The 21,162-nt window shown below is 63.9% G+C and carries 18 protein-coding genes; 8 read left to right on the forward strand and 10 right to left on the reverse strand.

The features are described from left to right. Nucleotides 1-26: 26 nt before the first annotated feature. The 3 genes from AC1D00_RS00080 (at nt 27) to AC1D00_RS00090 (ending at nt 3,155) form a co-directional block, all read left to right on the forward strand. Nucleotides 27-875: an MBL fold metallo-hydrolase gene (locus AC1D00_RS00080; RefSeq protein ID WP_477009232.1), complete on the forward strand. Its 849-nt coding sequence runs from the start codon at nt 27-29 to the stop codon at nt 873-875. A gap of 75 nt (nt 876-950) precedes the next feature. Continuing rightward, complete coding sequence (locus AC1D00_RS00085; RefSeq protein ID WP_477009233.1) at nt 951-2,525, forward strand: isochorismatase family protein; 1,575 nt, start codon at nt 951-953, stop codon at nt 2,523-2,525. A gap of 3 nt (nt 2,526-2,528) precedes the next feature. Then, entirely contained in the window at nt 2,529-3,155 is a 627-nt protein-coding gene (locus AC1D00_RS00090; RefSeq protein WP_477009234.1) for an FMN-dependent NADH-azoreductase, read from the forward strand. A gap of 37 nt (nt 3,156-3,192) precedes the next feature. Here the strand turns inward: AC1D00_RS00090 and AC1D00_RS00095 are convergent, their stop codons facing one another. Continuing rightward, nucleotides 3,193-4,218 (reverse strand): glycoside hydrolase family 5 protein, encoded by a 1,026-nt coding sequence (locus AC1D00_RS00095; RefSeq protein WP_477009235.1) that lies wholly within the window; start codon nt 4,216-4,218, stop codon nt 3,193-3,195. Between the two features lie 20 nt (nt 4,219-4,238). Next, nucleotides 4,239-5,525 (reverse strand): O-antigen ligase family protein, encoded by a 1,287-nt coding sequence (locus AC1D00_RS00100; RefSeq protein ID WP_477009236.1) that lies wholly within the window; start codon nt 5,523-5,525, stop codon nt 4,239-4,241. A 224-nt stretch (nt 5,526-5,749) separates the two neighbouring features. Here AC1D00_RS00100 and AC1D00_RS00105 point away from each other — a divergent pair, with 224 nt between their 5' ends. After that, nucleotides 5,750-6,886 carry a GNAT family N-acetyltransferase gene (locus AC1D00_RS00105; RefSeq protein WP_477009237.1) on the forward strand — a complete coding sequence of 379 codons (1,137 nt, stop codon included), beginning with the start codon at nt 5,750-5,752 and terminating at the stop codon, nt 6,884-6,886. A gap of 30 nt (nt 6,887-6,916) precedes the next feature. Here AC1D00_RS00105 and AC1D00_RS00110 read toward each other — a convergent pair whose 3' ends face one another. Next, nucleotides 6,917-8,140 carry an FAD-dependent oxidoreductase gene (locus AC1D00_RS00110; RefSeq protein ID WP_477009238.1) on the reverse strand — a complete coding sequence of 408 codons (1,224 nt, stop codon included), beginning with the start codon at nt 8,138-8,140 and terminating at the stop codon, nt 6,917-6,919. 431 nt (nt 8,141-8,571) lie between these two features. Here AC1D00_RS00110 and AC1D00_RS00115 point away from each other — a divergent pair, with 431 nt between their 5' ends. After that, the gene (locus tag AC1D00_RS00115; RefSeq protein ID WP_404554653.1) at nt 8,572-9,918 is read left to right on the forward strand and encodes a lipopolysaccharide biosynthesis protein; all 1,347 of its coding nucleotides are present in this window, start codon (nt 8,572-8,574) and stop codon (nt 9,916-9,918) included. A 7-nt stretch (nt 9,919-9,925) separates the two neighbouring features. On the opposite strand, the gene AC1D00_RS00120 is transcribed toward AC1D00_RS00115, so the two are convergent. Beyond that, nucleotides 9,926-12,022 carry a GumC family protein gene (locus AC1D00_RS00120; protein WP_477009239.1) on the reverse strand — a complete coding sequence of 699 codons (2,097 nt, stop codon included), beginning with the start codon at nt 12,020-12,022 and terminating at the stop codon, nt 9,926-9,928. Between the two features lie 277 nt (nt 12,023-12,299). On the opposite strand from AC1D00_RS00120, the gene AC1D00_RS00125 reads away from it, so the two are divergent. From AC1D00_RS00125 to AC1D00_RS00135, 3 genes are all read left to right on the forward strand, one after another. Further along, nucleotides 12,300-13,490: a glycosyltransferase family 4 protein gene (locus tag AC1D00_RS00125; RefSeq protein ID WP_477009240.1), complete on the forward strand. Its 1,191-nt coding sequence runs from the start codon at nt 12,300-12,302 to the stop codon at nt 13,488-13,490. A 29-nt stretch (nt 13,491-13,519) separates the two neighbouring features. Then, entirely contained in the window at nt 13,520-15,055 is a 1,536-nt protein-coding gene (locus AC1D00_RS00130) for a glucosamine inositolphosphorylceramide transferase family protein (protein WP_477009241.1), read from the forward strand. Between the two features lie 123 nt (nt 15,056-15,178). Beyond that, entirely contained in the window at nt 15,179-16,039 is an 861-nt protein-coding gene (locus tag AC1D00_RS00135; RefSeq protein WP_477009242.1) for an alpha/beta hydrolase, read from the forward strand. 105 nt (nt 16,040-16,144) lie between these two features. Here AC1D00_RS00135 and AC1D00_RS00140 read toward each other — a convergent pair whose 3' ends face one another. From AC1D00_RS00140 to AC1D00_RS00165, 6 genes are all read right to left on the reverse strand, one after another. Beyond that, nucleotides 16,145-16,495 carry a Rieske (2Fe-2S) protein gene (locus tag AC1D00_RS00140; protein ID WP_477009243.1) on the reverse strand — a complete coding sequence of 117 codons (351 nt, stop codon included), beginning with the start codon at nt 16,493-16,495 and terminating at the stop codon, nt 16,145-16,147. Then, entirely contained in the window at nt 16,488-17,192 is a 705-nt protein-coding gene (locus tag AC1D00_RS00145) for an ABC transporter ATP-binding protein (RefSeq protein ID WP_027548923.1), read from the reverse strand. The genes AC1D00_RS00140 and AC1D00_RS00145 overlap by 8 nt, the downstream gene beginning before the upstream one ends. After that, entirely contained in the window at nt 17,185-17,946 is a 762-nt protein-coding gene (locus tag AC1D00_RS00150) for an ABC transporter ATP-binding protein (protein WP_477009254.1), read from the reverse strand. The genes AC1D00_RS00145 and AC1D00_RS00150 overlap by 8 nt, the downstream gene beginning before the upstream one ends. A gap of 20 nt (nt 17,947-17,966) precedes the next feature. Further along, on the reverse strand, nt 17,967-19,013 hold the full coding sequence (locus AC1D00_RS00155) for a branched-chain amino acid ABC transporter permease (RefSeq protein WP_477009244.1): 1,047 nt from the start codon (nt 19,011-19,013) through the stop codon (nt 17,967-17,969). Then, complete coding sequence (locus AC1D00_RS00160; protein WP_477009245.1) at nt 19,010-19,882, reverse strand: branched-chain amino acid ABC transporter permease; 873 nt, start codon at nt 19,880-19,882, stop codon at nt 19,010-19,012. The genes AC1D00_RS00155 and AC1D00_RS00160 overlap by 4 nt, the downstream gene beginning before the upstream one ends. A gap of 69 nt (nt 19,883-19,951) precedes the next feature. Next, a complete protein-coding gene (locus AC1D00_RS00165; RefSeq protein WP_008140618.1) occupies nt 19,952-21,106 on the reverse strand; it encodes an ABC transporter substrate-binding protein in 1,155 nt (384 codons plus the stop codon). Nucleotides 21,107-21,162 lie beyond the last annotated feature (56 nt).

The following is a 21,162-nucleotide window of genomic DNA, read 5'->3' on the forward strand; positions in this document are numbered from 1 at the left end:
AAGAAACGAGACAGGGAGAGACACGGATGGCGCTGGAGATCAAGATCCTGGACTATGGCGATATCGAGCTGGAATCGAGCTTTCTGGTTCTCGGTCGCGATTGCGGCCGCACCCGCCGCGTCCTCACGCTCGGCTTTCTGATCCTCGGCGGCAAATATCCTGTCGTGGTCGACACCGGCTACCGCTCCAACCAGATCATGGAGACGCTGGGCATGCGCGGGCTGCAGTATCACGAGCACATGATCGAGAACCAGCTTGCCCGCCATGGCGTGCGCATGGGCGACGTGCGCTTCGTCTGCCACACCCATCTGCACATCGACCACGCCGGCAAGGACGATCTGTTCCCGATGAACACGACCGTCGTCCTCAACCGCAAGGAGCTGGAATATTCTGTCTCCGGCCTGATGCATCCGCAATATCCGGCGCCCGACATCAAGCATCTGATCGACCGCCTGCACACCAAGAGCGCGCTGCGTTTCCTCGATCTGGAGATTACCGGGCCGATCGAGCTGATGCCCGGCGTCTACTGCGACGCCGCCAACGCCCACACCGAGGGCTCGATGAACATCATCGTCGAGACTGCCGATGGGATCGCGACCATCTGCGGCGACGTGATCTACGATTTCAACGACCAGATCGTCACGCCGTTCAACGAGATTCACGACTGGGAGCCGCGGACGACCGGCAACCACGGCACCAGCAAACGCGCGGAGAAGGCCTCGATCAAGAAGCTGCTGAGCAATTCGCGCTATCTGCTGCCGGTGCACGACAGGCCGGCCAAGATCGAGGGCGGCATGGTCATCGGCCGTCTGCACGACCAGGTCCCCGGCCCGATCGTGCAATCGCTGCCCCCGCGCAACTGGTTCCCGGCCTGACGCTTTTTATTCACGCATGATCCTTTCGGAAAACCGCTCCACACTTTTCCGGATCATGCTTCCGAGGATCGACCGATGACACATGTCACCCTGCGAAGTGAATTCGAGACCTTGATCGATCCCTATGCGCCGGTCGCACAGGTCGGAACGGGCTTTGACTTCACGGAAGGCCCGATCTGGCATCCGGTCGATCATTACCTCCTGTTCTCGGACATGCCTGACGACGTTCGCCGGCGCTGGGACGCGCGGCGCGGCGTGACCGAGGTCAAGCGCCCGTCGAACAAATGCAACGGCATGACCTACGACGCCGAGCTCAACCTGATCGTCTGCGAGCACGCCACCTCGTCGCTGGTCCGCGAGCGGCCAGACGGGCGGCGCGAAGTGCTGGCCTCGCATTTCGGAGGCCAGGAGCTCAACAGCCCCAATGACGTCTGCGTGCACTCCTCGGGCGCAATCTATTTCTCGGATCCCTGGTACGGCCGCATGCCGGTCTATGGCGTCGAGCGGCCGCGGCAGCTTGGCTTCCAGGGCGTCTATCGCGTCATGCCGGGCGGCGAGCCGAAGCTCGTGGTCGAGCGCAATCTGTTCGACCAGCCGAACGGGCTGTGCTTCTCGCCCGACGAACGGCTGCTCTATGTCAACGACACCGTGCAGGCGCTGATCCGCGTGTTCGACGTCAACGCCGACGGCACGCTGTCGAACGCGCGCGTGTTCGCGAGCGGAATCAAGTCCGAGCTCGAGCCTGGCCTGCCCGACGGCATGAAGTGCGACCAGCACGGCAATATCTGGGTCACCGCACCCGGCGGCGTCTGGGTCTATACGCCGCGCGGCGAACTGCTCGGCAAGGTTCGTGTGCCCGAGCTCGTCGCCAACCTCGCCTGGGGCGGGCCGGATTTCCGCACGCTCTATCTGACCTCGACGCATTCGGTCTATGCCATCCCGACCAAGGTGGGACCGCGCCACGAGCCCTATATGAGCGGCAAGCGCGGCGGCGGCGGTGCAAGCGCCGGCCCCGCGGCCGCAGCGCCCATCCTCACCGACGGCGAGATGCAGCTCGATCCGCAGCGCTGCGCCATGATCATCCAGGACCTTCAGAACGACGTCATCATGGATGGCGGCGCATTCGACGGGTCAGGCGCGCCTGCTCACGCGAAGCAGCAGCATGTCGTCGAGAATGTCCGGCGCCTTGCCGAGGCCGCGCGGGCGCGCGGCGTCGCCATCATCCATGTCTGGTTCGTGGTCGAGCCCGGCGCCCCCGGCGTGACGCTGAACGCGCCGCTGTTCGAGGGTCTGGTCGACAGCAAGGCGATGGTGCGGGGCAGCTGGGGCGCGGCGCCGGTCTCGGGCCTGGAGCCCCGGCCCGGCGATTTCGTCGTCGAGAAGATGCGGATGAGCGCCTGGGAGGGGACGCGGCTGGAGACGATCCTGAAGGCCACCGGCCGCGACATGATCATCAACACCGGCGCCTGGACCAACATGTCGGTCGAGCACACCGCGCGCACCGGCGCCGACAAGGGCTATTTCATGATCGTGCCGGAGGATTGCTGCTCGACCATGAATGCCGACTGGCACTCCGCCTCGATCAATTTTGCCATGCAGAACGTCGCCATCGTCACGCGTGCGGATGCCGTCATCAGAGCGCTGGGATGAGCGGTGGCAAAGCTCCTGCACCTCTCGTGCTCGCCGCGTCCCGACTCGGAGTCGAGCGCCGGCGCGCGCGTCTTCCTTGACGGATTTCGCGAGGCGCGTCCCGACTGGGACATCGATGTCATGGATCTCTGGCGGGAGCGGATGCCGGAGTTTGCGGGCCCCATTGTCGAGGCCAAATATGCGCGGATGAAGGCCCAGGCTTTCGACGACGCCCAGCGCGACAGCTTTGCCGAGGCCGAGCGCATGGCGATGCGCCTGTCGCTCGCCGAGCGCGTGCTGATCTCGACGCCGATGTGGAATTTCGGCATCCCCTACAAGCTCAAGCAGTGGTTCGACATCATCGTCCAGCCCGGGCTCACCTTCCGGTTCGACCCGGCGACGGGATATGTTCCGCTGCTGAAGGACCGGCCGACCATCGTCATCCTCGCCAGCGGCAGCGACTTCGTCACCGGAATGAACCGCGGCCGCACCGACATGGCGACACCCTATTTGCGCGAGGCACTGCGCTTCATTGGCATCAGCGACGTGCGCTTCGTGCCGATCGGCCCGACCACCGGCCCGGCGGGCCCGATCCTCGCCGCGCGCGAGACGGCGTATCGACGCCTCGGGGAGATCGCCACATGGTTTTGATCGACTGGTCCCGCGCCACGCTAGGCGATTGCGAGCTTCAACGCTGCGGCGGGATCAGCGCACGCAGGATGTCCGGCTTCCAGGCCTGACGCGTGCTGTCGAAGGCCGCGAAATCATGGTCGAATTGCCAATAGGCCCATGACCAGCCAAGCCTGTCTGCGCTTCTCGCCATGAACGACAAATATCTCGCGCGGCTGTCGGATGGTGCACGCTCGTACACTCCGAATTCGCCGAGATAAACCGGGCGCTTCTCCTTCTCCGCCCAGAGATTCATCTTCCTGAAGTCAGCGGCCGCCTTCGCTTCGTCGTCCGGACTGCCCCAATCCAGCGGCCCGATCCGCGAAAACGTCGAAGACCACGGTGCGCCCTGATGCGTGAATCGTATCGGCGCGTAATAGTGAAACGTGACGATGAGGTTCCTGTCGTCGGCCGGCAGCGCCAGGTCGTCGACGGGGATGTCGTCCGTGTTGAGAACCGCGGCAATGACCGGCCGCGCCGGATTGGTGCGGCGGATGATTTCAAGACACTCGTTGAGGAGTGAATTCCAGTCGGCGGACGTCATTTGCCCGCCGGGTTCGTTCAAGACCTCGAAGACCAGCGCGGGATATTTTCCGGCATAGCGCTCGGCGACCTGCCGCCAGAACGCCCTGAGCTTCTCGCCGCATCCGGAAACGTCGCGTTGGCAAACATGAGTGTCGTGCTCGTCAACGATTGGAATGAGGTTCCTTGCGAGGACTTCCTCGATGACGGCATCCAGCCGTCTCAGAACGATCTCGTCCAGGACGTTTCCCTCGCCCATGAACTTGAAGCCGAAGAAGTTGATCCTGACATGCGAAAATCCGGCCTTCTTGATTGCGGTCAGATTGTCCAGGCGGAACGGCGCGTTCCGGCCGCCTTCCCAGATCCCGTCATAGCCGAGAATATTGATGCCGCGCCCCAATTTCGGCAGGTCACGGGACGCCGCCTGCCCGGCGCCATGGGCATGGAAGCAAGACGACGTGAGGAAAAGGGCAGTTGCCGCAAGATTGAAGCTTCTCGTCCAGCGAGCGCGGATGGCTCTCATCTTGCTTCCATTCGTTGAGACTAGAAATCGGTCTGCGGCACAGGCCTGCACGTTGCAAAGAAGAACGCCACCAGCAGCACCGACGTGAACATGGTCGAGCGAAGGAACGTCGTCTCGGTAAAGTTGGTCTGAAAGCTGAGAGCGACAAATCCGATGATGAGCGCGCAGTGCGACCGGTCGATCGCGCGGGCCGAAATCAGATGGAGAACCTTGTTCGAGAACAGAAGGACGCTCGCGGCGAAAAGCGTGTAGCCGAGAAACCCCGTCTCCATCAGGATCGCGATATAGCCGCTGTGATAATTATCCAGCACCCAGCCGTGGTTCTGTTCGAAATAGTCGTAGATCGACGGAACCGTCCAGAAGCCGTTGACCCCGAAGCCGAGCAGCGGTGCGTCATCGAAATGGCTGATGGCGTAATGCCAGATGAACGTCCGCTCGGTCAGATCGATGGACGCATCACCGACATGGATCGCCTCATACCCCGTCGCGTAAAAATAGAAGATCAGCGCGCCGGCCAGCAAGCACATGACGAACGGCAGGACCGCATAGAGTCTCATGCAGATGACCGACCACATCGAGGTCACGAGCAATGCACAGGCGGCCAGGGCAACGGCACCGGCGCCTCGCGATTCCGACGCGAGGACACATGTGGACGCCAGAAGGAACGTCAGGAGGAAAGCCGGCCACCCCTGCCCCTTCATCTTCAGATAGCAGGCGAAGAACATCAGATAAGCGCCGACGAAACCGAGGGTCTGCTTCGATTCATAGACGCCTTGCCATTGACCGTTATGCATCCAGCTGTGGTCTATCCCGATATCGGGTACGGCGAGCGCGCAGAAGGCTGATGCGGCCACCAATATGAAAAGCCCAAGGGCCGTGGCCCTGACGACCTCGTCCATGTCGATGCGCGTGATGAGACAGAATGCGCCGAAGGTCGTCATCGCGAGCGCCAGGCTCTTCATGATCGCAGCAGCGTTCAGGCTGGTCCAGAACACCGAAGTGACGGCGAAGGCGTAGAATGCGACCAGGACGATCAAGTCGGGATTGAACTGCAAACGCAGCCGCGGGCGTACGAACGCGCTGGCGTAGATCAGGACGCCCCACATCAGGATCGCGACGGCCTGCTGCAGATAGGTCAGCTCCGCCGGCAACAGCGCGGTGTTGAAGGTGCCCATCGACGCGACGACGTTGATGGTGATCGAACAGCCAATTGCAGCCCTGGCAATCTTCTCAACGCCAACGCTGCGCGTCTTCCAGATCGCGCTCCCGGGAGCCCCGGAGTCCACCTCGGTCTGTAGGCTGGCCATGAATTGACCTTCCTTAAACGCGGTTAATTATTTGCTAGCGCGGCCAGGTCTCGACATCCGAGCCGTCGTGACCGCGAAATCTTAAGACTTCGGTAACGATACGAACCCGGCTTAGTCCGTTTAATGCAAATCGTACCACCTCGGTATCTCGACCGTCACTCCCCTGCTATAAGCCCTGAGCTCGCTCGAGCACTCCCGAAATTATCCGGTTTCCCTGGTTACGCATGAACACGCCTGGCAACACGTTCGATATCGCCGTCGAATCGGCATTCGACTTCCTGTCGCCGGACTATGCAGAGCTGTTCGATCACTCGGCTGCCACCGCGTTCCAGCATCCGCTTTGGCTGCACAGCCTCTACGGCAGGCTAGCGTCGCATGCGGGAGCAACACCTCTTGTTGTCGTGGTTCGTTACCGCGCGACGGGCGCCCTTGCGATGGTGCTGCCCTTGCTGCGGATCCGGCGCGGCCCGATACGGACCGTCGAATTCGCCGACCTGCGCGTCTCCGACTATCTGGCGCCGGTTTGCAGCCCGATGGTGTTTTCCGAGCTGCTCAGGGATGCGGATGCATGCGCCGAGATTCGCCGCCTCGTTCGCCCTTTCGACCTGCTCCGAATGACCAAGCTGCCGGACGGGCGGCTCCCGATCGAGAACCTTCTGGGTGCGCCCCGCCGCGTCGCGATGGACACCAATGCCTACGCAACGGTTCTCCTCGCCCCATTCGAGCAATGGCGGACCAGTGCGATGGAGCGCTCCTATCAGAAGGAGCTCGCAAAGAAGTATCGGCAGCTCCAGAAGAAGGGCACGCTGAGCTTCTCATGCTGCAACGACAGCGCCGCCGTCCTCGAGGCGCTGGACGTGATGAGGAAGTTTCGCGGCCCGCGGTTCCAGTCGCAGGGCGACGGAGACCTGCTCCAGCGGCCCGAATATTACGACTTCTATTCCGACATCGCGGTCCGTGGTCTCGGTTCCCTTGCGCGGCTCTATGCCATGAAGATGGATGGCGAGGTGATCGCCGCCGTGCTCGGATTGCACCACCGCGACAGTTTTCTCGTCATCATGAGTGCCTTCGATATTGCCGGATACAAGAGCCAGTCCCTCGGCGCGCTGATGTTCGAGCAGGTGGCGAAGGACTGCATCGAGCGCGGGGATCAGATGCTCGACTTCACCATTGGTGACGAGCCATACAAGAAATTGTTCGGCGGGCAGCCCTCGCCGATGTGGGCGGTCACGCACGCCGGCAGCACCACGGGCGCGATATCGCTGTTCGCACTGAAGCAGGCACCCTGGCTCAAGCTTGCCGCCAAGCGAATTTCGGAGTTGCGGCTCTCGCCAACCCGCACCTCGACGCCGACGCGCTGACCGCCGCGAAGCGCCGGCGGATTGCAGCTCTCAGGCGCGGAGCGCGCTGCGGACCTGCGCAAGCCAGCCCGGCCGCATCTGATCGACCCGATGCGTGATGCTGCGCCTCAGGAAGTGCAGCCGTCGCCGCACATCCCAGCCGATACCATCGCGGGACGTCAGCGCCTGGCGGAAGCGCGCCATCTTCAGTGACTGCTGGTCCGCGGCGATCTTGTCGCGATCGGAATAGAACTCCGATATCTTCTCGATGCTCATCCCACCGGTCGCGAGCCACCGAGGCGCATATTCGGTGCAGAGGCGCTCGACGTCCACCAGCAGGCGGGCTACGCCCGTTCCGGCAGCAGGACAATTGGTCTGAAACGCATCGCCGATCAGCACGATTCCGGGCTGGAGGTGTCCTTCGACGACGGACAGATCCATCACCMAGTTCCGGACCCGGTCCGTCACGCGAAAATCACCGAGGTAGGGCTGCAATCCCGGCAGCAGCCGCAGGACTGTCGCTTCCGTGTCGCGACGCAGATCGCGCATGACCGGATCGGCCGGGTCGCGGAACATGAAGAGATTGGCCCGCATGCCGGTGGGTACCGGAAACAGGCTGAGATAATCGACGCCGTCGGAGGTGCGCTCGCCGTAATAGGTCAGCGCCTTGAAATCGAACGGCGCGCCGTCCCGGCGAGCGATCGTGAAGCCGAAGGAAACCGAGTGGCCTGCGGCCAGCACGCGCCGCCTGATGCCCAGCTTGTATCCGAGAGCTCCCGCCATGCCCGTCGCCAGAACGACAAGACGCGCATTCAGGCGGCGTCCGGAGGCAAGCTCGAGATGCTGAACGTCGTCGCTACAGGTCATTGCGGTGACCTCGTCGACGATCAGACTGGACGGATCGGGGATCTGGCCGCGCGCCATGGCAACGAGACCGGCATAGGGAAGCCCGTAAGCCTGGCCGACGCTGACATCGACCACCTTGCCTTCCCTGACATTGAGCACGCGATCGTATGGACAGGCGACGCTCGCGAGGCTGCGGATGAAGCCCAGCCTGCGGAGCATCTCCAGCTGCTGGCCTCCGATCTTTTCGACCCGAAACTCGTCTGGGTAGACCGCGCGCTTATCAACCAGCGCGACGCGATGCCCTGCCCGCGCAAGGACAGAAGCCGCGAGCGAACCCGCAAGGCCACCTCCGACAATCGCGATGTCCGCGAACGTCGTCGTGGTCGCAGCTGCGGCGATCGGCTCGGTCACGGTGCTATCCGCCGTCATGGTCCAGGCTCCCACGGTTAACGGTGGTTCCATGTGCAATTATCCCGCCTGATGTCGCATCGCAGGACCGAGCGCGATCATTTCCGTCGATCGAGGTTAATGAACCGGAGACTCGATCGGCCGGACGATATCCCGGCACGCGTCTTGCTCAGGATGTTCGACAGGGGCCGGTCTTCGGCAATGCCACGGTGGAATGATGGCTGCTTCGCGTCAGAGCGACATCACGTCGCTTTCGACAGAGCCGGCCTTCGCTCTATCCGGGACAGGCGGAACGAATCTGTCCCACCATGACGCAGCGGGCGTTTCGCCGATATCGGCCGCGACCAAAAGGACTCAAGAGGCCCCCATTAACACTCGCAATTTTTCACCATGCTAGGCTCTCGCCGCTGTCCTAACGCGCATCCCCAGGGGAAAGTCGTCCCGCAACGTCCATGATCGAATCCATCGTCCAGTTCCTGCGGCGCGACGTGACGCGCGGTGTTGTCGGGACCATCCTCCTCAAGGTTGGCAGCGGCGCGCTTGCGTTTGCGTTGTTCTCGCTGGCGGCGCGAACGATGTCGCCTGATGGATTCGGCATCTTTGCGACCTGGCTTTCGGTTGCCCAAATCGCAGCGGTCGTGGGGCTGGTCGGCCAGGAATCGCTCCTGGTGCGATTCCTGAACGAGTATCAGGTCGGAGACAGGCCCGACCTCATCAAAGGTGTCCTCCTGTCGAGCTTCAGGATGACCTCCGTCGCGATGCTGATCGCGATCGCCGCGGTCGCGCTGGCCGCGAGCTTGAGGGGCGACTGGTGGCTTCTGATCCTTGCTCTCTCGGCCTACACTGCGGTGAATGCCGGACTGATGCTCGGCAGCCAGATCGCCCGCTCGCTGGTCAGCATTCTCATGGGCGAAGGCAACCGGGAGCTCTTCTGGCGAGTCATCGTCGTCCTGTTTCTGCTTGCCATGTTGTTCGGCCATCGGCAGCTCGATCCCGCCGAGTTGTTCGCCGTGATGACGATCGCCATGTCGGTGGGCCTGGTCGCGCAGGTCGTTGCGATTGCCCGCGCCCTGCCGGACTTGCGCAGCACGGCGGCGCGTTCCGAGACCTCTCGCTGGAGATCGAGCGCGCTTCATTTCTGGGTCGCGTCCATCCTCGAAGTCGCCAACCAGTATTTCGACGTCATCCTGGTCTACTGGATGCTGGATCCGACGACCGCCGGAATCTATTTTGCCGCTTCGCGCCTGGCCAACATCTTCGCCATGGTCTCGGCAGCACTGTACAGTTTCGGGGCGCGCCGGCTTCCTTCGCTGTACTTCAGCAAGAACCACCAGGAGTTCGGGCGAACGTTGCAGCTCATGGCGGAAGTGACCGGGCTTTGCGTGGCCAGTGGACTTCTCCTGATCTGGATCGGCGGCCCCCAACTTCTCAACCTGTTCGGGCCCCATTTCGCCGAACAGCACTGGGTCCTGATCGTGCTCGCGATCGGCACGGCTTTCCAGGCGGCGGGCGGTCCATCCGCCGCGATCCTGCAGCTGACCGGCCATGAGCGTGTCTATGTCCCCGTCGTCGCGGCGAACGTGGCGCTGCGGCTGGTCGGATTTCTGGTCCTGATTCCCTGGCTCGGCGTGCTTGGCGCGGCGATCTCGGCGACGGTGTCGCTGGCGCTCGCGACCATCGCGCTCAACATCCTCTGTCGCCGGCGAACCGGAGTCGATCCTTCAATTCTCGTGCTCTTGCGCTTCTCGGCGTCGAAACGCGGCGCCTACGCCGTTCGCGGTGCCGACTCCGGCGAATAGGCGCCGATCATCCGGCCAGGCCCAACACTTCGCCCCGACGGCGCGCCGCCGACGGATCGGCCGGGACGCGATTGATGACGAGCCCGGTCGGCACACCGCCAAAGCGGGAGAGCGCAGCCATTGCCCTGCGCATTGCAGCGGAATCGACCGCGTCTTCGCAAGCGACCAGGATGACCAGATCGGCGTGAGCGGCCAGCGCCGCCGCCTCCGGCTGCAAGGCCAGCGAGGTGGCATGGACGACGATCAGATCGAACTCCGAACGAATGTCGTCCGTGGGCGACGCCTCGGGCCGCTTGCCGGCACCCAGAAGCGCATCGACGCTGCGAAAATCCGCCGTGGTCATGCCATCCGACTGCCCCTTGGCAAGGCCAGCCCCGGCACCGCCGAGGTCCGGCTCGACCCGGATCAGGACGCTCAGCTTCCCCCTGTTCACCGCCCACCGGTTCAGCGACCGCGCGACGGTGTTGCCGCCGGCCCGCTTGCCGACCGACATCACGAGCGCGACCTTGCCCCGGGCTCCCGGTAATTTCTCCAGCCGGTCGAGCAGCGGGCGCAAATGGGGACCGAGATCGAGCTCAGCCGTCGCGGAGACCGGACCTTGCCAGATGTTTCTGGGCACATCGCTCGGCAGCAGGTCGGGAATGCGGGCCCACACGGGCGGGCGTGGCCACGACGCGGGCTGGCGTGGAGCCGGATCGGGAGCAGGAGCGTCTTCGGCAGCCTTGTCCGATCCGCGTCCGGTTGCCGCAACGACCGCCGTCGATGTCAGCAGCGAGCCGATCGCGAGCGCGGCGAGCAGCAAGGGCAGCGGCGGAAGTGTCGAGCGCAGCGGCGGAATGGCGGACGAAGCAATCTTGGTCTGGGAGCTCTGCAAGAGACGTTGCTCGTTCGTCGTCTTGGAGCGCGAGAGGAACTGTTCGTAGATGTTTCTGTTGGCCTCGGCGTCGCGCTGCAACTCCTGGAGCCGGACCAGGGCCTGACCATCGACCAGGATCTGCGATTCAGCCGCCTTCATCTGGCCTTCGAGCGCCTTCTGCTGTTCGCGCTGGGCCTCGTATTCCGACTTTGCGGTGTCGATGCCCTTTGTCCGCTCGACCTCGATCTGCCTGTTGAGATCGTTCAGCTGACTGTAGGACATGACGAGGTCGGGATGGCGATCGCCGAACACCGCCCGCTTCTGCGCGATTTGATCATTGAGCGCCGACCGCTGCGCACGCAGCGCGCTCAGGAGATCCTGCTTGACGGGACCCTCGACATTCGCCTTCAGGTCGCGCTGAGCCTGCTCGTAGCGAGCCTTCGCCTCTTCGGTCCGGGCGCGCGCGGCGGCAACCTGCTGCGACAGCTCGGTCACGCGCAATTGCTGGGTCGTGGCATCCTTGCCCGCGTTGACGATCCTGTGCTCGAGCTTGAACGTGGCCACGGCGTCCTCTGACGCCCTCAGCCGGTCGTTCAACGTCTTCAGCCGCCCGCTGAGCCAATCGGCCGCATCGTCGGTCGCCTCGGCGCGGTTGCGCGTCTGACTAGCGACGAACGACTCCGCTATCGCGTTCGCATAATAGGCCGCCCGCTCCGGACGGTTCGAGGTGAAGCGGATGGCGATGACGTAAGTGAGCCCGCGGCGGGAAATGTCGAGACGGTTGCGGAATCTCTCGAGCAGGCGCGCGGGGTCGGTATGTCCCCCGGAAATGTCCTCGTCGTCCTGAACCTTGAGCTGCTCGATCAGCGGCTTGAGAAAGCCGTCGGACTTCGCCACTTCAACCAGGCTTTGTAGCGCGGCGCTGTCCTGCCCTATGCCCGGCAGAACGTCCTGATCCGCAGTCACGCGTTGCTCCCGGGGATCGACAACGACTAGCGCAGTCGCCGCAAATCGAACCGGGATCACCAGCAGAACGACGACGCCGAGGGCGAAGATCGCGAGAGCGAGCGTCAGGATGCGGCGAGCATTGTCCCGAATGAAGGAGAGCGCGCCCGCGGCAGTGAGCACACTACCAAGACGAGTTGCGGCTCCGTCGGCCTCACCGTTCGACGCATTTTGAGTCTGCCACGACGCGGAGACACCGGTCGATCCGGAACTTGTCGGGTCTGCGCGGCGACCGAACGTCATGGACTTTACTCGGATTCAACTGGCAAGCACTGTTCAGTGGCCTGCTCCACCGTAAATATCTATGGTTAATCCGCAGTTACCCGCCGCCACGCGAAGATGACCAATTGGTTAACGCGCGCGCCTCCCTCCGTGCGGAAACCGCCGTCATTCTGATGTGAACGATGCGGTTCGGCGGCCAGCGCATTAACTCCGTTTATTGCTAGTCGGTGTCCGCCCGAGGCTCGCATGTTAGGTACGGCATCAAGAAGGTGAACGTTTGATTAGCAGGTCGGAATCCGTGCTGCATTACCAGCCAGGCGCAGAACTGGGCGAGGCACCGAGGCTGCCGTCGACTGCAGCAGCACTCGCAGGTCGGGGCAGCGGCGGACCAAAGCTGCACGTGCTTCTGGTCCAGACGCAGGCGGAGAATGCGGGCGCCCAGGAGATATCCAGGCTGCTCGGCGCCGGCCTGACCGCACGCGGCTATCGGGTCACCAATCTGTTCTTCTTCCGCAAGTCGGATTCCTTCGACGAGCCGCCCGATACACTCTACTGCGCGTCGAGCCGGCCAGGACATCCGCTGGCCCTGCTGCAAATGCTGCGGACGCTCGGCCGTCACATCAGGACCACCAGGCCCGATGCCGTTCTGACCTTCCAGCATTTCGGCAACGTCATCGGCGCCGGCGTGTCTCGCCTCGTCTGCCGCGCACCCGTCATCGCCAATCAGGTGTCGTCCGCGCTGTCGATGAGCTGGCCGGTCCGCACGGCCGACATCGTCATGGGCAGCCTCGGCTTCTTCGATCGTATCACGCTGAACTCGCTGGACATGCAGCGCGAATATTCGCGCTACCCCGCGGCCTACCGGTCGCGCATGGTGCATGTGCCACACGGCTTCGACGACAAGGCGCTCACTCTGCCGAGGCAAGCTGCGCGAGAGAAGTTCAAACTGCCGACCGACCGCGTCCTGCTCGGCTGTGCCGCGAGGCTGCACCCGCACAAGCGGCTCGATGCGGCGATACGCCTCCTGCCGGATCAGCCATCCTGGCACCTCGCATTGGCCGGCCAGGGAACCGACGAGGCCCGGCTGAGGCGGCTTGCGGATGATTTGAACGTATCGGACAGATTGCATCTGCTCGGGGAAATCGCCCCGCGCCAGATGGCCGATTTTCTGGCCTGCCTGGACGTGTTCGTATTTCCGACACAGGCCGAGACCTTCGGCCTCGCCGCGGTCGAAGCCGCAAACGCCGGTGTTCCCTCCGTCGTCACCGATCTACCCGTCCTGCGCGAGGTGCTGTCCTTCGAAGGAAAGCCGACAGCCCTGTTCGTCGATGCCTCCGATCATGCGAAGCTGTCGGCCGCCGTCTCGAAACTCCTGACCGACCAAACCCTGCGCGAGGAGCTGCGGCAAAATGCCAAAGGCCTGAAGTTGCGGTACTCGGTAGACGCCATGGTGGAGGAATACGTTCGAATTCTCGGCCAGGTCACGTGACCTGATCCGCTGGAATGGATTAGCTCGACATGATCATCGAGTTTCGCTGTGAAATTGAGCATGCGCGGCGGTGGATGCGCCGCGAGACGCTGTCGATCGACGGGTGGGACGTTCCGGTCCAAATCGCCTGGACGACGACGGCGGAGTCACGTCCCGCAGGTGTCGATGCGCTGTTCGCGCTCGAACGCGTGGTGTTGCACAAGGGCAAACCCAGCGGCGCCGACAGGCTGCAGATCATTCCGGAGCGGACGCAGGCTCGCACAGGCACGGCCGACGTGATCGTCGATTTTACAAGCGGCGCGCGGGATCGGGACTGTTCGGCTCCGCTGTATCTGCGCCCGCTGTTCAACGGAACGGCAGGGGAAAACGCCGCGCTCGCCGCCATTCTCGGCGGCGAGTTGCCGGTGATCGACATCGTCAACGAGATCGACGGGGCCGTGCTCGATCGCGGTCACCCGTCGGGAGAAATTGCCGCCGGCCTGAGCGGTGCGCTCGAAACGGTCATGGCGCGAACCCTGACCATGGTGGCGGCAATCCTGTCGGGACGGCCGCGCATTCTGCCGCAACTGGCGCGCCCCGCCGGCGATGCAAGTCGCCGTGGACCGCTTGGCTACGTCGCGCGCGGCCTCGCCGCCTCGATCGCCAAGGAGATCTATCGCCTCTGCTGCTACGCCCCGCATTGGCATATCGGATGGCGCTTCAACGACGGCGCAGGTGTCTGGCAGACGGGAGATCTCTCCGGGCCTCGCTGGAACGTTCTGGGAGATCCCGGAAACCACTTCTACGCCGATCCCTTTCCCATCACCTGGCGTGGACGAACGTTCGTCTTTTTTGAAGATCTCGATCACCGGGTCGGCAAGGGAATCATTTCGGCGATCGAGTTCGGTGACACCGGGCCAGTCGGCGACGTCGTGCCCGTGCTGGAAGAGCCCTGGCACCTGTCCTATCCGTTCCTGATCGAGGACGATGGCGAGCTGTGGATGATCCCGGAGAGCTCGATCAACGGGGACGTCGCCCTCTACAAATGCGTTCGGTTTCCGGACAAATGGGAGCGGCACGCGACGCTGCTCTCGGGCCTCGAGCTCGCCGACGTGACGATCACGCGGCACAACGGCCTGAACTATCTGTTTGGCGCCTGGCGCGACGGAACCGGCGGCTATTCGGATTCGCTTGCGATCTTCCACGCCGATCGCCTGCTCGGCCCCTGGCTGCCTCATGCCAGCAACCCGGTCCTGATCGATCGCGCGAGTACGCGACCGGCTGGGAATTTCGTCACCATCAACGACAGGCTGTGGCGACCGGTGCAGAATTGCGCGGACGGATACGGCGCGGCGCTTGGCCTCGCGGAAGTCGTCGAACTGTCGCCGACGACGTTCAAGCAGATCGTCCGCCACTCGCTCAAGCCCGGACCGACATGGCCCGGCCGAAAGCTGCACACCCTGAACCGCTGCGGCCGGCTCGAGGTGATCGATGGATCGCGTGTTCAGCCGAAGACGAGTGCCTTTGCGCGTCAATTTCCATCGGCGGTTTTGCCACCGCGGACCCGTCCATCCACGGCCTGCTGAAGCAAGTTCCGCGAACGGCGCATCCCTCGTCTGAGCGCAAGCGATGTGCAATTCAAGCAGGATTCGTGGCAGACAGGAGCGAGCGACACCGGTCATTGCCACGACCGGCCGCTCGGAGACTCCATGGTCAACAACACAAGCTCGACACATCGGACGTTCGACCCCCGCAGCAAATGGGCAGAACTGTCCCAGGCGGAACGCAGCGCCGCCTATGACAACAATGCGGCGGTCAAGAACAGCCCTGCCCTGATCGCCGAGCGCAACGAAGCTTCCAGCCGGCTGCGCGGCACACTGAAGTCCCATCTCGATTTGCCTTACGGCGAGCGGGCGAACAACAAGATCGATCTCTACCCCGCCGCAAAGCCCGATGCGCCCTGCCTGATGTTCGTGCACGGCGGCTATTGGCAGCGCAATTCCCGCGAGCTTTTCGCCATGCTCGTCGAAGGCGTCGCCGCACATGGCTGGTCGGTCGCCATTCCCGGCTATTCGCTGGCGCCCGAAGTGTCCCTGACCGACATCGTCGCTGAAATCCCGCGTGCGCTCGACTGGCTCGCCGCGCACGGCGCATCCTATGGCATCGCCGGGCCGGTCGTCCTGTCGGGCTGGTCCGCCGGCGCCCATCTCGTGGCGATGGCTCTGGACCATCCGCGCGTCCATGCCGGGCTTGCGATATCAGGTGTCTACGACCTGGCGCCGATCCGCGATACCGGGCTCAACAACGCGCTGAAGCTGACGGACGAAGAAATCGCCAAGCTCTCGCCGCTTCGCCTGCCCGTAACGCAGAAGCGACTCGACATCGCCTATGGCGGCAACGAGTTGCCGGCGCTGGTGATGGATTCAATCAACCTTCATGAGAAGCGTGCGGCCGCGCAGGCGCCCGGCGAGCTCATTCCGGTCGCAGGCGCCGACCATTTCACCATCCTCGAGGCGCTTCGTCGGCCGGACGGCGTTCTGGTGGAGGCTGCACTCCGGTTGCTCGACTAAAAACGCGAAAACAACCCCATGCACAGTAGAATGCCGTTGTTTCCAAAGGCAAATCCGCGCCGCGGGTGGCTCTGACACGTCGGGCAAGACAGAGGCATGGCGGCATCATCGCCCCGCTTGTCGCTCCCGCGCCGCGATCCAGACTTGCTCTCCCGCGACCTTGACCGGATAGAGCCGCAACGGTGGGCTCGGCCATCCCGAAGTAATCGTCCCGTCGCGCAAATCGAACGACGCCGCATGGCGCGGGCAATACAGCCGGCCCGCCGCCACCTGCCCCAAGCCGAGATCCGCCTGTTCGTGCGGGCACGCGCGTTCGCACGCGATGACATCGCCCTCGTTCCAGATCACGAGCATATCGCGCCCGGCAACGCGGACGATGGTCTCTGCCTTCAGCCGGCCGAGGTCACAGACCGGAATCCACGCCGGCCCGTCCGGACGGAGCGCCGGATCATCCACCGAGATAGGCCTTCCGCACATGCTCGTTCTCGATCAGCTCAGAGCCGGCACCGGACAGAACGATGCGGCCGTTCTCGAGCAGATAGGCGTGGTCGCACATCTCCAGCGCAGCGAACGCGTTCTGCTCGACCAGCAGCACCGTGGTGCCGGCATCGCGGATGCCGCGGATGATCGCAAAGGTACGCTCGACGATGTTGGGGGCAAGGCCGAGCGAGGGCTCGTCGAACATGATCAGCCGCGGCCGCGACATCAGCGCGCGCCCGATCGCGAGCATCTGCTGCTCGCCACCGGACAGTGTACCCGCCGCCTGCCGGCGCCGCTCGGCGAGCCGCGGAAATTCCGTATAGATGCGATCGCGATCGGCCGCGATCTCGCCCGAACCACGACGGAGGTAAGCCCCCATGTCGAGATTTTCCTCGACGCTCATGTGCGGAAACACGCGCCGCCCTTCCGGACAATGCGCGATCCCGCTCGCCAGCACGCGCGGGGGCCTCGCCCCGGTGATGTCGATGCCCTCGAACCGCATTTGGCCTGCGCGCGGCGGCACGAGGCCGGAAATCGCGCGCAGCGTCGTGCTCTTGCCGGCGCCATTGGCGCCGATCAGCGCCACCAACTGCCCGGCCTTCACGTCGAGCGAGATGCCGCGCAGAGCGGTGACGCCGCCATAGCCGCACACCATGTCGCGGATCTCAAGCACGTGCCGCTCCATGCCCGAGATAGGCCTCGATCACGGCGGGATCGTTGCGGATGACGTACGGTGTCCCCTCGGCGATGATACGGCCGTAGTTGAGCACCACGATGCGATCCGAGACCGTCATCACCATGGGCATGTCGTGCTCGACCAGCAGGATCGTGATGCCGCGATCGCGGATGTCGCGAATGAGCTCGACGAACCGGTGCGTCTCCGAGGCATTCATGCCCGAGACGGGTTCGTCGAGCAGCAGCATCGAGGGTTCCGCCGCGAGCGCCAGCGCGACGCCGACCAGGCGCTGCTCGCCGTAGGAGAGCGAGCCGGCCGCATCGTGGGCTCGGCGTTCGAGACCGACCCATTCGATCAGCTCGCTCGCCCCTTGTCGCAGCTTGCGCTCCGAGGCGCACGCGCCGGGCAGCCCAAGGATCGCGTCGAGCAGCCGGACCCGGCCCTGGCGGTGCAGTCCGATCAGGAGGTTGTCGTAGACGGTGTCGTTGGGAAACACGCTGGTGCGCTGGAAGGTGCGGATCAGGCCGAGGTCCGCGATCTGATGCGGCTTCAATCCGTTGAGCGTGGTGTCACGATAGGTGACACGCCCTGCACTCGGCTCCAGAAAGCCGGTCATGACGTTGAAGGCGGTGGTCTTGCCGGCGCCGTTCGGCCCGATCAGGCTGACGATCTCGCCTTCGCCCACGGTGAAGCTCATGTCGGAGATCGCGACGAGCCCGCCGAAGCGGACCGCGACCTGCTCGATCGTCATGGCAACGCTGCGCGCCGTTATCACGCCCGCTCCTTGACGGCTGTCTCGGCAAGGGCCACCGGCGCCAGCGCCGTCGCCCTGCTTCGTCTCCTCGCCAGTCGCTGCGCGAGCGAGGGCACGATGCCGCGCGGCAGCACGAACAGGATGGCGATCAGCACGCCGCCATAGGCGATCCACTGCGCTTCCGGCGCCATGACCGGACGCAGCGCGACCGGCAGCAGCCCGAAGATCAGGCCACCGACGACGGGACCGGCCAGCGAGCCCTTGCCGCCGCTGATGACCATGATGACCATCGTGACAGTGTTGATGAAGGCAAACACCTCGGGATCGATGATCCGGATGTAATGGGCATAGAGGCTGCCGGCCGCGCCCGCGATCGCGGCCGAAATCACCGCCGCCAGCGTCAGCGTCTTCGTCACGTCGATGCCGACGGAGACGGCGAGCGTCTCATTCTCCATCAATCCGCGCATGGCGCGGCCGAAATGGGAACGAACGAGGCGCGCGATCAGGAGATAGGCGATGAGCGCGACGACCAGCACGAGATAATAGTTCTGCAGCTTGGTGCGCAGCGTCAGCTCGCCGACGCCTGGCAACGGCAGCCCGATGGATGGAATGTTGGTCAGCGCCAGCGGACCTTGCGTCAGCTCGACCCAGTTCAGCGCGACCAGCCGCACGACCTCGGCGAAGGAGATGGTGACAATGACGAAATAGGCACCGCGGACGCGGAATGACAGCAGCCCGACGAAATAACCGCACAATCCGGCGATGATGATCGCGAGCCCGAATCCCACGATCGGCGGCCAGGGCGCGTGAACCAGGCGCAAGCCTCCGGGCAGGCCGACGTCGAAGCCGAGCGACGTCAGCGCGCTGACATAGGCGCCGATACCGAAGAAGGCGATGTGGCCGAGGCTGAGCTGACCGGTGAAGCCGAGCAGCAGATTGAGGCTCATTGCGCCAATGACGAAGATTCCGGTCGTGATCAGCGCGTTGAGGAGATAAGGATCGCGCAGCCAGAGCGGCACGGAGGCAAGGGCTGCAACGGCGAGAATGGTGAGGGCTATTCTCATCCGACGCGCTCCGCGCGCGCGAACAGGCCGGTCGGCTTGAAGATGAGAACCGCGATGATGATCACGAAGCCCATCGCGTCGCGATAGCCTGACGAGACGTAGCCCGCGCCGAGCTCTTCAGCAAGAGCCAGGATGAAGCCGCCGATTACCGCACCCGTGATGTTGCCGAGACCGCCGAGGATGACGATGGCGAAGGCCTTGACGGCGGCGAGATCGCCCATTTGCGGGAAGATCACGTAGACCGGCCCGAGCAGGGCTCCCGCTGCCGCGGCAAGGCTGGAGCCGATCGCGAAGGTCGAGGTGTAGATCATGTCGACATTGACGCCCATCAGCGAGGCCGTGTCGTGGTCCTGGAACGTTGCCCGCATCGCGCGGCCGAGGCTCGTCCTGTTGATCAGCAGGTACGTCACCAGGATCAGCAGTGCCGCGGCGGCAAGCACGAACAGCCGCAGCCAGGACACGGATACAGGTCCGAGCACCAGCGGTGCCTCGGGAAACGGCGTCGCCACTGATTTGGCGACGCCACCCCAGATCCATAGCGTGCCCGACTGCATCGCGATCCAGGCACCGATCATGACCAGCATCGTGGTGTCGATGTCGGAACCGCGCAGCGGCCGCAGCAATGTCAGCTCGATAGCCGCCCCCAATAGCCATCCGGCCAGCACGGCGACGGGTAACGCCAGGAAGAAGTTCAGCCCGATCTGCTGCACCACGATGRACATGATGTAGGCGCCGAACGTGTAGAGCACGCCATGCGTGAAGTTCACCACGTTCATGATGCCGAAGATCAACGTCAACCCGATCCCGAGCAGCGCATAGGTGCCGCCGAGCACGAGCGTGTTGACCAGATGCTGGAGAAACTCGCTCAAGACTGTTCCCGTTTGATCCAGATGTCGGCGAGGGTCGCGATGTGCCGCCCTCGCCCGCGAATGAACGCGTCAGAGCGTCTTCATCTCGACCTTGCCGTCGTTGATCTCGATGAGATAGACGTTCGGCTGGCTCTGTCCGCTCTCCTTGCCCTCCGGGCCGGACTTGCGGAACACGATGTCGCCGTTGAGCCCCTTGATATTGATGTCCCAGAACGCCGCTTTGATTGCAGCCGGCTCGGCCTTGCCCGCCTTCTCGATCGCGGCCGCCGCGGTGCGGATGCCGTCATAGCCGCGGAAGCTTTCGGTGCAGCCGGCGAACTCGAAACCGCGCTTCTTCCATTCCGTGATGAAGTAGTTGGTTGCCTCAGGGTTCGGCGTCTTGTCCGGGAACCACGGCAGGAAGGTCGTCAGATGCATGGTGCCGTTGGCGGCGGCCCCCGCCTGGGCGATGATCTGGTCGGGATTCTGCGAGCCGCCGGTGGTGATGATGCGCTTCTTCAGGCCGAGCGCAGCGGCCTGTTTGAAGATCAGCGTCAGCTGGTCGACGGCGGTGGTGACGATGACCGTCTCGGAATCCGAGCTCTTGATCTTGGAGAGCTGGGCGCTCATGTCCTGCGCGCCCTGGTCCATGGTCTCGACCAGGCCGATGGTGATGCCCTTGTCCTTCATCATCTTGCTGAAGTCCTCGGCGGTGCCGCGGCCCCAGTCGTTGTTGATGACGAGGAAGTCGACCTTCTTCAGGGCGAGCTTGTCGACGATGCCCTTGAACGCCGCGGCCTCGACCGCCGAGGGCGGCGAGATGCGGAAGATGAAGGGATTGCCCGTCGTCGTGATCTTGCCCGAGGACGAGGTCTCCACCACCATCGGCGTCTCGTATTCCATCAGCTTCGGCATCACCGCGAGCGTCAGGCTCGAGCCCCAGGCGCCCATCAGGACCGGCACCTTGTCGCTGGTGATCAGCTTCTCGGCAACGGCGGCCGCTTCGGTCGGGTTGCTCTTGTTGTCCTCGATCACCAGCTCGATCTTCTTGCCCAGGATGCCGCCCTTGGCGTTGATCTCGTCGGCGGCGATCTTGGCGCCGTTGACGACGTAGGTGCCGGACGCCGCGAACGCGCCGGTGAGCGGTTCGTTGACACCGATCTTGATGGTCTGCGCCCCTGCCGTCCCGCCGACCAGGGCCGTCGCCAGCGCGATTGTCCCAACCAGTCCGAGTGCTCGTGTCATGTTGTCTCTCCAAATCCCACGCTGTTGATGTCTAGCAGTCCAGGCTTCGTCACTCT

Source organism: Bradyrhizobium sp. P2_E8 (genome assembly GCF_056403875.1).

Coding starts and splice junctions, on each gene's coding strand:
- AC1D00_RS00085 (WP_477009233.1), top strand. CDS start 951: ATGACACATGTCACCCTGCGAAGTGAATTCGAGACCTTGATCGATCCC.
- AC1D00_RS00155 (WP_477009244.1), bottom strand. CDS start 19,013: ATGAGAATAGCCCTCACCATTCTCGCCGTTGCAGCCCTTGCCTCCGTG.
- AC1D00_RS00165 (WP_008140618.1), bottom strand. CDS start 21,106: ATGACACGAGCACTCGGACTGGTTGGGACAATCGCGCTGGCGACGGCC.
- AC1D00_RS00105 (WP_477009237.1), top strand. CDS start 5,750: ATGAACACGCCTGGCAACACGTTCGATATCGCCGTCGAATCGGCATTC.
- AC1D00_RS00080 (WP_477009232.1), top strand. CDS start 27: ATGGCGCTGGAGATCAAGATCCTGGACTATGGCGATATCGAGCTGGAA.
- AC1D00_RS00150 (WP_477009254.1), bottom strand. CDS start 17,946: ATGACGATCGAGCAGGTCGCGGTCCGCTTCGGCGGGCTCGTCGCGATC.
- AC1D00_RS00130 (WP_477009241.1), top strand. CDS start 13,520: ATGATCATCGAGTTTCGCTGTGAAATTGAGCATGCGCGGCGGTGGATG.
- AC1D00_RS00135 (WP_477009242.1), top strand. CDS start 15,179: ATGGTCAACAACACAAGCTCGACACATCGGACGTTCGACCCCCGCAGC.
- AC1D00_RS00120 (WP_477009239.1), bottom strand. CDS start 12,022: ATGACGTTCGGTCGCCGCGCAGACCCGACAAGTTCCGGATCGACCGGT.
- AC1D00_RS00095 (WP_477009235.1), bottom strand. CDS start 4,218: ATGAGAGCCATCCGCGCTCGCTGGACGAGAAGCTTCAATCTTGCGGCA.
- AC1D00_RS00115 (WP_404554653.1), top strand. CDS start 8,572: ATGATCGAATCCATCGTCCAGTTCCTGCGGCGCGACGTGACGCGCGGT.
- AC1D00_RS00100 (WP_477009236.1), bottom strand. CDS start 5,525: ATGGCCAGCCTACAGACCGAGGTGGACTCCGGGGCTCCCGGGAGCGCG.